The 13,089-nt window shown below is 50.0% G+C and carries 12 protein-coding genes; 5 read left to right on the top strand and 7 right to left on the bottom strand.

Translation table 11 applies throughout. The annotated features are described in order from the left end of the window. Positions 1 to 88: 88 nt before the first annotated feature. Together minD and minC are read right to left on the bottom strand one after the other, a co-directional pair. Positions 89 to 886: a septum site-determining protein MinD gene (gene minD, locus IQ256_RS03875; RefSeq protein WP_193854239.1), complete on the bottom strand. Its 798-nt coding sequence runs from the start codon at positions 884 to 886 to the stop codon at positions 89 to 91. Then, positions 883 to 1,836, bottom strand: coding sequence for a septum site-determining protein MinC (gene minC / locus IQ256_RS03870; protein ID WP_228024546.1), 954 nt, complete (start codon positions 1,834 to 1,836; stop codon positions 883 to 885). Before minC ends, minD begins: the two co-directional genes overlap by 4 nt. A 386-nt stretch (positions 1,837 to 2,222) precedes the next feature. Here minC and IQ256_RS03865 point away from each other — a divergent pair, with 386 nt between their 5' ends. From IQ256_RS03865 to psbA, 3 genes are all read left to right on the top strand, one after another. After that, complete coding sequence (locus IQ256_RS03865; RefSeq protein ID WP_228024545.1) at positions 2,223 to 4,094, top strand: substrate-binding domain-containing protein; 1,872 nt, start codon at positions 2,223 to 2,225, stop codon at positions 4,092 to 4,094. A 44-nt stretch (positions 4,095 to 4,138) separates the two neighbouring features. After that, positions 4,139 to 5,221 carry a tRNA lysidine(34) synthetase TilS gene (tilS, locus tag IQ256_RS03860; RefSeq protein WP_193854237.1) on the top strand — a complete coding sequence of 361 codons (1,083 nt, stop codon included), beginning with the start codon at positions 4,139 to 4,141 and terminating at the stop codon, positions 5,219 to 5,221. 367 nt (positions 5,222 to 5,588) lie between these two features. Continuing rightward, positions 5,589 to 6,671, top strand: a complete 1,083-nt coding sequence (psbA, locus tag IQ256_RS03855) for a photosystem II q(b) protein (protein WP_193854236.1) — start codon at positions 5,589 to 5,591, stop codon at positions 6,669 to 6,671. 177 nt (positions 6,672 to 6,848) lie between these two features. Here psbA and queA read toward each other — a convergent pair whose 3' ends face one another. Beyond that, positions 6,849 to 7,946: a tRNA preQ1(34) S-adenosylmethionine ribosyltransferase-isomerase QueA gene (queA, locus tag IQ256_RS03850; protein ID WP_193854235.1), complete on the bottom strand. Its 1,098-nt coding sequence runs from the start codon at positions 7,944 to 7,946 to the stop codon at positions 6,849 to 6,851. Between the two features lie 249 nt (positions 7,947 to 8,195). Here queA and IQ256_RS03845 point away from each other — a divergent pair, with 249 nt between their 5' ends. Further along, on the top strand, positions 8,196 to 8,585 hold the full coding sequence (locus tag IQ256_RS03845) for a hypothetical protein (RefSeq protein ID WP_193854234.1): 390 nt from the start codon (positions 8,196 to 8,198) through the stop codon (positions 8,583 to 8,585). Positions 8,586 to 8,633: 48 nt separating this feature from the next. Here IQ256_RS03845 and IQ256_RS03840 read toward each other — a convergent pair whose 3' ends face one another. From IQ256_RS03840 to IQ256_RS03825, 4 genes are all read right to left on the bottom strand, one after another. After that, positions 8,634 to 9,143: a YraN family protein gene (locus IQ256_RS03840; protein WP_228024544.1), complete on the bottom strand. Its 510-nt coding sequence runs from the start codon at positions 9,141 to 9,143 to the stop codon at positions 8,634 to 8,636. Positions 9,144 to 9,154: 11 nt separating this feature from the next. Beyond that, complete coding sequence (locus IQ256_RS03835) at positions 9,155 to 9,574, bottom strand: DUF4346 domain-containing protein (protein ID WP_193854233.1); 420 nt, start codon at positions 9,572 to 9,574, stop codon at positions 9,155 to 9,157. A 139-nt stretch (positions 9,575 to 9,713) separates the two neighbouring features. Then, positions 9,714 to 10,913, bottom strand: a complete 1,200-nt coding sequence (locus tag IQ256_RS03830) for a GNAT family N-acetyltransferase (RefSeq protein WP_370623341.1) — start codon at positions 10,911 to 10,913, stop codon at positions 9,714 to 9,716. A 401-nt stretch (positions 10,914 to 11,314) separates the two neighbouring features. Next, positions 11,315 to 11,587 carry a DUF433 domain-containing protein gene (locus tag IQ256_RS03825; protein ID WP_193854232.1) on the bottom strand — a complete coding sequence of 91 codons (273 nt, stop codon included), beginning with the start codon at positions 11,585 to 11,587 and terminating at the stop codon, positions 11,315 to 11,317. A gap of 72 nt (positions 11,588 to 11,659) precedes the next feature. On the opposite strand from IQ256_RS03825, the gene IQ256_RS03820 reads away from it, so the two are divergent. Continuing rightward, entirely contained in the window at positions 11,660 to 13,087 is a 1,428-nt protein-coding gene (locus IQ256_RS03820; protein WP_193854231.1) for an ATP-binding protein, read from the top strand. Positions 13,088 to 13,089: the final 2 nt, after the last annotated feature.

Here is a 13,089-nt window from a genome sequence, read left to right as displayed (position 1 = left end):
AAGTGTTTGTAAAAATAGGTCTATAGAGACGAGCGATCGCACTATTGACCTACTTACCAAACAATTTATCCACCCAGATCTGCCAAACTTATCCGCCAAACAATTTTTTGAGCCTAGTAAAGAACCCTTCTTTTTGGATACTTAGATCCATTAAGGGCACTTTTTCGCCCTGCAGACGCTGAGAAACGTTGGTAAACGCTATCCCGGCCTGAGAAAGATTTTCTTCTAGAACCAAAGGCTCTCCCTTATTGGTAGAGACAATCACTTGTTCGTCATCAGGGATTACACCTAGAAGCGGAATCGATAGAATACCTTGGACATCTTTAACCGACATCATCTGATCAGCTGCGACCATCGATGGCCGCAAGCGGTTGATGACTAGCCGGACTGCCTTGATATCGTTTGCTTCTAACAGGCCAATGACGCGATCGGCATCGCGGACGGCTGAGATCTCTGGGGTAGTGACGATGATAGCTTCACGGGCAGCGGCAATCGAGTTGCGAAAGCCCATTTCAATTCCCGCTGGGCTATCGATCAAAATAAAGTTATAGACTTTGGTTAGCGCTTTGACTAGGCGCTTCATCTGCTCTGGTTTGATCGATTCTTTGGAACGGTTCTGAGCGGCGGGCAGCAGCGCTAAGTTTGGCTGCCGCTTATCTTTGACCAGCGCCTGGTCGAGGCGACACTCTCCGGCCAGCACGTCTAGGGCAGTGTAAACGATACGATTTTCTAGACCCAGCAGCAGGTCTAGGTTTCGCAAGCCAAAGTCGGCGTCAACCACGGCGACGCGCTGTCCTGCTTTAGCTAGGGCCATGCCTAGGTTGGCTGTGCAGGTGGTTTTACCAACGCCTCCTTTGCCGGAGGTCATAACGATAATGCGGCTCATGTATTTTCTTGGGGGGTCCCTGTGGTGGTTCCTGAATGAGTCAAATCGGCAAGAGCGAACTCCGAGGCCAGCGCAATCCGAATGCCGTCGGGGCCGATGTAGGCAACTTCTGGCTGATATTGGACTGGAGGAGTATCGGGCGATCGCGCCACCTTATCGGCAATACGTAGCTGAGTCGGCTGCATGTGCAGGGCCATAATGCGGCACTGGCTGTTGCCACCTGCACCCGCATGGACTACCCCGCGCAGGCGGCCCCAGACAAAAACGTCACCTTCAGCCACGATAGAGCTGCCAGGATTGGCATCACCCAGCATGATGACGGTACCCCGATGTCGTACCTCGACGCCAGATCGAAGGGTAGTCTGCATATACAGCGGCTCGTCCATTGCCTGGCGGGAAGCTTCTTGCCCTTGGCCTAGGTGATTGAGGGTAGTTTGCTGTTCTACTGAATATCCGGCAGTAGCAGCGGCAACAGCGGTTTGGCGGCGGCTGGCATAGATGCGCTTGAGGGGTAGCTGCGCGTCATTGAGCAGGGCGTCTATCTCTTGTACCTGCTGACTATCTAGTAGGCGATCGCGAGCAATCAGATGGACAGGCGTGTGCGGCTGCAAAAAGCGCTCACCACCGCTGATGCGTCCTTTTAGCTGCTGCCTAAGCTCTTCCCAATAGACTGGGTTGCGGCTTTTTTCAGGCGCAGGTGGCAGAATCAGCAGTAGCCGTCCCCCCTCACTCTTGAACTGCACCTGTAAATTAGGATTATTTTCCGACTTCATCTGCCCCTTTACAGAGGCGGGCAAAACCTCTGCCGACGCTGAGTCCGGCTCAATTTCCAATATGAAGTTGTTAAAGTCAATTTCCTCAGATTCCTGGCTATTCTGAGAAGAAGAAAAATCTGGAACCATCTGCCGACACACCTTTTGGCCGATATGTTCTAACTCGAATGAGACCAAGGCAAAAGCCCTATCCACCTAGCCACAAGACTTGGCTATCTTAGAACACTGGCTATCTTAGAACACTATTGCTTTATGCAACATAGCGCGGGCCAAATATACCCAGATTTATCAAAATAAATTGATATCTTTCAATGTATCTTTCTTAAGCAGCAATACGCGGCAGTTGGCAACATGAGCGTCTAGCAATACGTTCAGCTATTTTCTGCTCAGAGAAAATATAAAGTCACGTAATCATCCAAGGACTGCCTTAGCGTGTAATGTTCATAGATATCTCTGACAGCTATATCCAGCACTGATTTATTTCCACTTAACTTCCCTTAAACATTCCAAGCGCTACCGTGCTTCAAAAGTTAACAACCATACCGGAGGTGTCCATTGGCACAATGGCTCATCAAAAGAAAGTTTTAATCCTGACCACTGCCGCGCTTGTTGCCTGTGCCATACCCGCCAAACTTGCGATCGCCCCGTCACAGCCAGCGCTAGCCCAGTCGATCACGGCCCAGTCGATTGCTCAGGCAGCCAGCTTTTCTGTGCCAGAGTCTGTCCCACAGGGCACTCGGGTTCGCATCAGCAGCGGTTCTCGCAAGGTGAATACCCTTAGTGAAGCGCTACAGCAGGGTTTTGAAGACAGCTACCCAGGTAGCGAAATCGAGATAGAGACAAAAACTGCTGAGCAAGCTATTCAAGATGTTCTAAGCGACAACGCCGATCTTGCGGCTATCAGCCGCCCGCTAACGACAGAAGAAGAAGCCAAGGGTCTACAGGCAATTGCGCTCAGGCGAGAAAAAATTGCCATCGTTGTTGACCAGAGCAATCCTTTTTCTCAAAGCCTGACTGGCAATCAGTTTGCTCAAATTTTTCGAGGGGAAATCACCGACTGGGCTGCGGTCGGAGGAACGTCTAGACCGATCACTCTCGTAGATCGACCAGCAAGCAGCAAGATTCGACAGTCCCTTAGACCTTATCCTATTTTTGATCCAGCGCCCTTTGAAACAGGCGCTAATGCAACCACCCTTCAAACGGATACAGCAGAGGCTCTAGCCAGTACTCTAGGCTCTGACGGCATTGGCTATCTGCTCGTTAGTGAGCTAGCTAGTCAGCCTAGCTTGAAAGCACTGCCGCTACATCAAACTCTTCCTACAGACGACCGCTATCCTTTCTCTCAGCCTTACTCGCTCGTCTATGCAGAGGGTGCTACATCGCTAGCTGTCGATGCGTTCTTAGGCTATGCCACAGGCCAACCTGGGCAGGATATCGTAGCGAACACCAACCTGACTGAGGAAGATCGGCCTGTCGCTGCTAGCCCGACGACAACGATAGTTGGAACGCCAAATGCCGACGGCCAGTTAGTCGATGCTGAGGGCAATTTGATCAGTCCAGAAGGCTTTTTGATTAATTCGGAAGGCGAACTAATCGATGCGAATGGCAATTTACTAGCTGAGGAAGCAGAGGGTGTGCTCGGCGTTGGAATTGATCCAAGTGCAGGCGATCGCAACGTGGGTGATCCAACAGTCGATATTGATGAAGAATTGAGTAATATCAGCGATCGCCTAGCTGAGGAGGGCCGATGGTGGTGGCTGTTACTGCCGTTGTCTGGACTGGGGCTGCTGATTTGGGCGGCAAGTAAAAGCTCTGATGAAGAGACTGACTACAAAGTGAGTGCTGGGTCGAGTAGTGCTCAAGGCGATCGCATCATTAGTGATTTTGACAGCGAAGGGGTTGACAGCGACACTAGCTCCGATACTGACCCCAATCTGACATCTAGCACAGACATAGTTAATCCAGAAGTTTCTAATGCAGGTATGACCAGCACAGGCGCAGTGGCTACCCCACCCATTACAGAAAACTATTCAGATGAGACTGCGAATATTGCTGCGGATGTCAATGGCGACTCAGCTAAGGTAGCAACGAATGCAACGGCTATAGAAGGTATAGAAACAGTTGGATCAGGGGACATGCAAGAGACTCCAACCACGGCTGAACCCATATCTCCGATGGATATTCCTGCAAACGCTAGCTTCGAAGGCAGCCCTGAAATCCCCCGCCAAAGCCTTCTAGAAGAAAGCCCGAAAGAAGGCTTTGACGGATTGCGTGGTGACGCGCACGAGTCTGAACCTGTAACTACAGAACCTGCTACCAAGGCTGTAGATAACGGAGATTGGCTACAGCGAGCAAAGCAGCGTATCAACGAAGCCACGGAGCAGATGAAGCAGACGGCTGTTGAGATTCAAGATGATACGACAAGAGACAACTAGTACATTTCATAGCTGTGTAGAGTTAATAGCTGTGTAGAAGCTCGATGCCTGGTTCAACGGATATATCAGCTAGCTGGTCAGCTGCTCATGCCAAGCTGCATGTTCTATTGCGTCAGCAGACCTTGCTTCCTAGAGGTAGCCGCATTTTGGTCGCTGTCTCAGGCGGGCAAGATTCGCTGTGCTTGGCGCGGCTACTGACCGATTTAGGTGCTAAGTGGGGCTGGGCTCTGGGATGGGTTCACTGCGACCACGGCTGGAGAGCAGATTCGGCTAAGAATGCAGCGCACGTGGTGGAACTAGCAAAGACATGGCAGGTGCCAATCTGGGTGGAACTCGCCAATAGCCTGACCAAAAGCGAGGCCGCCGCTAGGCAGTGGCGTTATGAAGTGTTCGCTCGGATTGCTAAAGAACAAGGCTATAGCTATGTAGTGACCGGGCATACGAAGAGCGATCGCGCTGAAACCGTTCTTTATAACCTGCTCAGGGGCACGGGCACCGACGGGCTAGGCACTCTCCGGTGGACTAGACCTCTCAGTCAAGCTTCGCCCCTAGACTTGCCTTCAAACCTGAGTGCCAACCAGTACGCAAAGCAGTCTCAAAGCACCACATTGGTGAGACCTCTGCTGGACTTTACCCGCGCCGAAACCGCTCGGTTCTGCCAAGATCAGCAGATTTCTGTGTGGGAAGACAGCAGTAATCAAGACCTAAACTTTCGGCGCAATCGCATTCGACTAGAGCTGATGCCTTATTTGCGATCGCACTTCAATCCGCAGATAGAACAGGCAGTTGCTCAGCTTGCTGAAATCACCGCTGCCGATATCGACTACCTAAACGCTCAAACTGAACGTATATATAGACGGACAGTTCATGGATCTGCAGGAGATCAGGCTTGGAGCATACGGCGAGAAGCCCTAATCGCTGAACCGCGATCGCTTCAGCGCCGCGTCATCAAACAGCTATTACACAATGTGCTTCCTAGTCCACCTAGCTTTGCCCAAGTTGAAAAGCTGCTCGCGCTATTATCAGCCGCTAATGGGAGCCAAACAGATCCTTACCCAGGTGGCTGGATTGCTATTGTCAAAAAACCAATCATCAGTTTGGAGCTATTGGGGCTATTAAAGGAATAGAGCTGTTACAAAATAAGACCTAACGATAGAAAAAGATCGACATTAACTGAGAAAAGTCGCAGATTTGCCTGACTTTACCTGAGAATCTGATAGTTTCTTAAGCTTTTCGTAACAGTGTCGAATAGCTGAGTTTTGATTGATCTTCAAGCTAGTCAAGCGTCATTACACTCATCGAAACCCCTGATAGCTTAGCCTTTGGCCGCTTCTATCTCTTTCGACAAGGAGACCTATGTCGATAGGAGTGAACACTCGCACGCAGACTCAATAAACTTTACAAAACTATTTGCTTCCGCTAATATAAGTTCATAGGCGAGAGCTGATTTTTTGCGGCTCCGTCCCGTACCTCGATAACTAAAAAGGATTCATAATGACTACTACTCTTCAGCAGCGCCAAAGCGCTAGCTTGTGGGAGCAGTTCTGTCAGTGGGTTACAAGCACCGAGAACCGCCTCTATGTAGGTTGGTTCGGCGTCTTGATGATCCCGACACTGCTCGCTGCCACTGCATGTTTCGTCATCGCGTTCATCGCAGCCCCTCCCGTCGACATCGACGGCATCCGTGAGCCCGTTGCAGGTTCATTGATGTACGGCAACAACATCATCTCTGGTGCGGTTGTGCCTTCTTCTAACGCAATTGGCCTGCACTTCTACCCCATCTGGGAAGCTGCTTCACTTGATGAGTGGCTCTACAATGGCGGTCCTTACCAGCTGGTAATCTTCCACTTCCTCATCGGCGTTTTCTGCTACATGGGTCGTGAGTGGGAGCTATCCTACCGTCTCGGTATGCGCCCTTGGATCTGTGTTGCTTACTCTGCGCCAGTCGCAGCGGCAACTGCAGTGTTCTTGATCTACCCGCTCGGTCAGGGTTCGTTCTCTGACGGTATGCCTTTGGGTATCTCTGGTACGTTCAACTTCATGTTGGTGTTCCAGGCAGAGCACAACATCCTGATGCACCCCTTCCACATGTTGGGTGTAGCGGGTGTATTCGGTGGTTCACTGTTCTCAGCTATGCACGGTTCACTCGTTACTTCGAGCTTGGTTCGTGAAACAACTGAGACTGAGTCACAGAACTACGGATACAAGTTTGGCCAAGAAGAAGAGACATACAACATCGTTGCAGCCCACGGCTACTTCGGTCGTCTGATCTTCCAATACGCCTCGTTCAACAACAGCCGTTCGCTCCACTTCTTGTTGGGTGCATGGCCTGTCGTCGGCATCTGGTTTACTGCTCTTGGTATTTCCACGATGGCGTTCAACCTGAACGGGTTCAACTTCAACCAGTCGATCATCGACTCACAGGGTCGCGTGATTGGTTCTTGGGCAGATGTCTTGAACCGTGCGAACCTGGGTATGGAAGTAATGCACGAGCGCAATGCTCACAACTTCCCGCTCGACCTAGCTGCTGGCGAAGCTGCTCCTGTAGCTTTGACTGCTCCTGCCATCAACGCATAGATCTTTTTTGTCTAGCGTTGGCTGGATGACTACGACTTTGACTAGTTGATTAGTGTGAATCCTTTTGTCAGATGCACTGCATTCTGACCTGGGTTCACCAGCGAAAAGCGCTTCCTTAGGGAGGCGCTTTTTTGTTGTCTATATGTCTTTATATAGACAGATTCTATTGTATAGATATTATATTTTCGCTTCTGGCAGGACCAGCATGGCGTCACCAAACGAATAGAAGCGGTAGTCGTGGGCGATCGCATCTTGATAAATTGCCATCAGTCGCTCTCGACCGATTAATGTACTCACCATCATTAGCAGGCTAGAGCCCGGTAGATGGAAGTTGGTAATCAGTCCGTCTATCACCTGCCATCGGTAGCCTGGATAGATAAAGAGATCGGTTTTACCGCTGTAGGGTTGCAGTCCGCCGCAAATTGCAGCGACGCCTTCTAAGGCTCTAGTTGATGTGGTGCCAACGGTAATTACTCTTTTGCCCTTGGCCTTTGTCTGCTCAATTTTTTTGACTGTTTCGGCAGATACCTCAATCCGCTCTTTGTGCATTTCATGCGTTTTGATATCGCTGACTTCGACTGGGCGAAAGGTGCCGATGCCGACATGCAAAGTAATTTCAGCAGTCTGGATACCTTTACTACTTAGTTTGTCTAATAGGGTTTGAGTGAAGTGAAGCCCAGCGGTAGGGGCTGCGATCGCACCCTTTTTCTGAGCAAACACGGTTTGATACTGTTCTGGCAGTGACGCTGACTCGGTGATATAAGGCGGCAGCGGCATCTGACCAAGCTGATGAATCAGCGCATCAATAGTTTTGTCTACCTTTGGTAGCAGTCGCAAAAGTCGGCCACCAGTCGAGTCATCTCGCGACTCTACTAGCGCCGACATTAAAGGGTGGTCTTTCTCTCCAAACAAAATCTCAGTTCCTGGCTGGATTCTTCTGCCAGGGCGAACCAAAGCTAGCCACTTATCATGCTCTACTGGCTCGATCAGTAACACTTCGACTGCGCCGCCGCTAGCTTTGTAGCCATATAATCTAGCAGGAATTACCTTGGTGTCATTGAGTACTAATAAATCACCCGGCAGCAGCCAGTCGACCAGGTCGTAGAAGTGGTTGTGATGATGGCTTTGCGGTCCGTCTATCACCAGCAGCTTTGAGCTATCACGCGGGGTCACTGGATTTTGGGCGATCCGGCCTTCTGGCAAGTTGTAGCTATAGGCATTGAGCTGGTGATCTGGGCTGGAGGAAAGTCGATCACCTGGTGGAATATTCGTCATAAGGTAGGCACTCACCTCTAAATAAATGTCTATGGTTTGTCTGCGATCTAAGCTATAACCCGATTAGGAAAGTAGCGTTTCTAGTGAAGGCTTAAGGCATAATAAAGGAGCGTTCTGAGTAGAGTAGGGTGTCAATACCAGCCACGAACGCAAGGCTAGCTGGTCGGCACTTATCACAATATTTTGAGACCGTAGATATCTTAAGCACCTGTAGATATTTTAAGACTGTAGCTCTCTCTTCATCGACTGATGGAATACATCTACTACTTATCCAATGCAAGTCTGTCGCTACGAGTGGTTGAGCGGTTGCTGTGCGCTACGCAGCTACCTGTAGAATTCATCACGGTCATTCACCAGATCAACGGGTGGATCGTCAAAGTCAAACTGCATGAGAGCGCTACGGTGCGATCGCAGCAAAACTTCTTGGCTTTTCTCAACGAAATCGGTACACCCTATGAGCCTGGTTTTCGGATTCGCATGGCACTTTGGGGTTTAGAAATGGGCCAGTCTGCGGTGGATGTGATGCGCCGCTACCAGGTCGCTGTCGTTTCGCACGGCAAACCCGATCGCGTAGAAATAGAAGAATTTCGTGAGCAGTTCGTCACCGGTCTTGGCTACTGCCCTGAAACATTGGCATAGCTTTGGCGGCTAGCAACTTGACTGTAGAACTTGACCTCAAACAGCTCTTCAGCAGAATGCGTCTCGTATGTACGTCTGTAGTCCCAGGTATTGCTGGGTACTTGGTATCTGTAAGCTAAGCCGATTTTGTGGTTGTGTCGAGTGACAGCTAACTAACGCCAAATCAAACCGACAGGGAATCTCTGACAGGTGCGGATGTCTCACTAAAAAATAGCGAGCCGTCGTCCTTATCTTCTGCTGCTTGGATCGGGTCAAGGCCAGCAGTCCATCTGCATCCCAGTTTCCTTTACTACGAGTTTTGACTTCGATAAAGGCCAGCGTTTCAGCTTTTAGTCCCCCTTGTCCGCTGATTCCTTTGGCAATCAGATCGATTTCGCCAAACCGACTGTGCCACTGGCGCTGCAATATCTGACAGTTCTTTTGGGTGAGCCATTGACAAACTAGCTGCTCGCCATAGTTACCTAAGTCTTGAGGGTTGAGCACAGCAGAAAAGCCAGATTCTGAATGGGCGTAGATAGAGAATGCCCTATTGCAGCCGTCAGGTCTGAAAGTGACCAACGCTATAGATCTCAGTCTTGAACGTAGTCTGTGCCGTTGATCAAGGCGATCTCTGCCCTGACAAACTCCCGTCCTAAATAAGCGGCATGGTCTAGATAGGTGAGCGGGCAGAGAATGTCTTTGTCTTCAAAAATTGTCATGCAAAGCTCTTTGGCCGTGCGACCTGTGAAGACTGTCGTTTCTTGACGAACGGTATTACCTCGCACCGACAAAGGCTTACCTGTTTCTGGATCGCAAGCAAGACCTTTTTCGTTGATGGTGTTAGTGAAGTGTTTGGCACAGATTAGCGCTGCTGCTCTGTCTAGATAGATCAAGAAATAGCCCGATGGATCAAGTGCTATGTAGCGCTTGGAGAGCTTGTTGTCTAGCGCAGCTAAAGCCTGTTTTGTCGGCGTTGTCGCTTCTGACTTGGTGGGGGTTGCGGCTGTCATTAGAAGATCTAGATTGCATAAACTGCGGGCTCACCATTTTATCGCGATGGGCTCAAGGTAAAAGCGTTCAGTTTGCAAACCTTGTTGATAGGACACAAGCAAAAGCGCTCATGCAGCAGGTTCTAACTCCAAAAAGAACCTACTTTTCTATTAAAGGGACATCTTCGATCAGATGTTTGATGGGTAAGTTGGCGTTGATTTCATCTATCTGAAACTGTTCGGCCTGATTGATACGATCGATGTAGTTTTCTAGAATTTGTCCCAGCTTAGGGTGGTAGAAACGATGCAGGCTGTAGTTGGGGGTGGCAGGAAAGCCTCTGCGCTTTTTGTGTCTGCCGCCCGCACCGGGATCGAAGGTTTGGATATTGTTTGCGATCGCCCACTCAATCGGCTCATAGTAGCAGGCGCTAAAGTGCAGATTGTTGTACTCCTCAAAGCAGCCCCAATAGCGACCGTAGAGGCGATCGCCCTTAGTCAGACAAAACGACATCCCCACCGGATCGTCAGGATTATCTTCTGTATACGCGGCAAAAATTACAACCCGATCTTTCCACGCTGGAAATAGCTGGCGGAAAAAGTCCCTAGTCAAATACTTACTGCCCCACCAGCCGAACTTATCGCAGGTATCGCTATAAAAGTCATACACCTTCAGGCAAAGCTCCGGCGTTAGCGACTCGCCCGTATGCACCTTGAAATGAATCCCCACCTTCGCTACCGACTTGCGCTCGCGCTTGATATTCCGCCTTTGGTTGGCGTTGAACTGGGCTAGATAGTCATTAAAATCACTAAAGCCTCGGTTTTGCCATACATAGCTATGATGCAGCCACTTGTGAAAGCCCAGCGCCTCCATCTGTGCCTGCCAATCAGGATCGACATACAGAAAATTGCATCCAGATATCTTGTGCTGTAAGCAAAACTCATCAATTAACTGCACCATCGCCTGAGTCAGCATCGCCTCATCTTCAGTCGGTGCGACCAAGAACCGATAGCCTTCCGCTGGCGTAAACGGCGACATGCCTAGTAGCTTCGGGTAATACTCCACCCCTAGCTGTGAGGCTAGCTCAGCCCACTGATGGTCGAATACAAATTCACCGTAGCTGTGCCCCTTTAGATAAAGCGGAGCCGCCGCAACCAAAATATCGTCTTTCCACAAAGTAAGATGATTCGGCAACCAGCCAGTATTTGGCCCGGTGCTACCAGAGGTTTCCATATTGTTCAGCCAGTCCCACTCAAAGGCGGGGGTAGGTAGCGGCATGGCCATTGCATTCCACTGCTCGGCTGAAATATCTGATAAGCGACTCATCCAGCGGGCGGTGTACTGCACTTGAGTGGTTGACACAGGAAGTAGCGGGTATAGAGCTCTATATAGAGTAGTAGAAGTTTTAGAAATCTGCTGCTCTTATCGCTTCTCTGGCATAACTACCGGAATAGTTTCATTTCGATTGATCCGATAGATATTGAAGTCGCTGTCGAACGTAACAACTGGAGTATCTTTTCTCAGCTCCGCCATTCTCACTAGGCAAGCATCTGCTAGAGACAATAGTCTTTATACGTAGACAACCTAATTTTCCATCTCGTCCGCTGTGGTGCTATCTAAGATGAGCAGCATCTACGCACAATTTCCTGATAGGGATGTCTGACCGCGATAATGATGCCGAAGTGTTGCTTTTGCGCCTCAAAGTATTCTTGCGCTAACTTCATCCTCATCTAGGTAGGTATAGACAAATATCCGACTCATGCTTATCTGACACGCGGATCGATCAGGCTTTCTAGAATCCGATTCCGTTCGATATGTGCGTTGATCTCTGCTTGGTGATCCAGATAGTAGCTGAGGGCGTCAAACACTTGGGATAGAGATAGGTGGGGCAGTCTCTGAGGAATTTCTGCGGGCGAAACGTTGATGCGCCACATTTCTACAATGGCCCTCACTAACGTTCTAGTTCCTTTAATGATGGGCTCACCATCGAGAATTTCTTCGTTTCTAACGATATGGCAATGTTCGGTCTGAATCATCAAATTTTGTCTGACAAGCTAGGCTCTATATTAACGTGTGGACTTAATAGCAACTGATGAGGGAATGACGGGATGCTTTGTTCGGAATCTTTGGCGCAGATGAAGCCGTTTGATAAGTTGCCTGCTGAGCGGCTGGATTGGGTGTGTGATCGCGCCGAACAAATCCACCTATCCCCCGGTGAAGTCCTCGTCCGTCAAGGCGATACCTCGCTTGGCTTCTTCATTCAGATCAGCGGTCAGATTACTGTCACGCAGCATACTAACGGGGCCGAAATGCCCGTCGGTCGCCACAGCAGTCCGTCTTTTTTTGGTGAAATCCAGGTGCTGACCGAAGACCTTGTGCCAGTGACGCTCACTGCCGATACCGATACCGAACTCTATCGACTGAATTGCCCCGACTTTCTCGATCTTGTCCATAGCTGCCGGGAGTTTGAAAGGGATATCTTTCGCACCGTCGGCCAGAGAATGCGCGGGCTAGAATCTTTTATTCGCACCCGCGAAAAGATGGCAGCGCTGGGCACCTTGTCTGCTGGGTTGGCCCATGAGCTGAATAATCCAGCAGCGGCACTAGTTAGGGTGATGAAAGACATCAAGCCTGCTGTGCTAGAGCTACAGCGGATGAACTTGGTGTATGGGCAGCATCAGCCGGATGAAGCGCATACCGAGCAGTGGACAGATGCTAGGGATCGGGGATTTGAGGCGATCGCGCATCCAGATAATGATCCGCTGGCTCAAGGCGATCGCGAAGACGCCCTGGGTGACTGGCTAGAAGACTACGGGATAGAGAATGCTTGGGAACTGTCCGAACCCCTGGCTGCCGGACGGATTGAGCCTGAAACGTTAGATAGATTGATCGACTGCTGGCGCAATGACAAGACTGAAATGCGGGACATGGGGATTCGCTGGCTTGCTCTCTCTTTTGATGTGATGGGCATGATTCGCAATGGTCTCGATGGCGCAGAGCGAATCTCTACGCTGATTCAGTCGATGAAGTCTTACTCGTACATGGACCAAGCGGCTCAGCAGCAGGTAGACATTCACGACGGGATCGAAGACACCTTGCGCCTATTTGCCTTCAAGCTAAAACATGGCATTCAGGTCAAGAAGCAATATCACCAGGATTTGCCAAAGGTAACCGCCTTTGGTAGCGAACTCAACCAAGTATGGACGAACTTGATCGACAATGCGATCGACGCGCTTAACGAAGCGTCAGATGAAGCATCAGATGAAGCGCCCAATGGCCAAACGCCTACTATCACTATTCGCACCTGTCAAAAAGATGCAGACATCATCGTAGAGATAGAAGACAATGGCCCTGGCATACCGCCTGAGGTTAGAAGCAGAATTCTAGAGCCTTTCTTTACGACTAAACCGATGGGCAAAGGATCGGGGCTGGGGCTTGATCTGGTTAGAAGAATCGTGCAAAACCGTCATAAGGGAAGTCTGTTCGTAGATTCAGAGCCTGGTAAGACCGTTTTCTCTGTGAGAATACCTGCCTAGTA

This window comes from cf. Phormidesmis sp. LEGE 11477 (genome assembly GCF_015207105.1).
GTDB lineage: Bacteria > Cyanobacteriota > Cyanobacteriia > Phormidesmidales > Phormidesmidaceae > Phormidesmis.
This window is presented reverse-complemented; position numbering and strand designations above follow the sequence as displayed.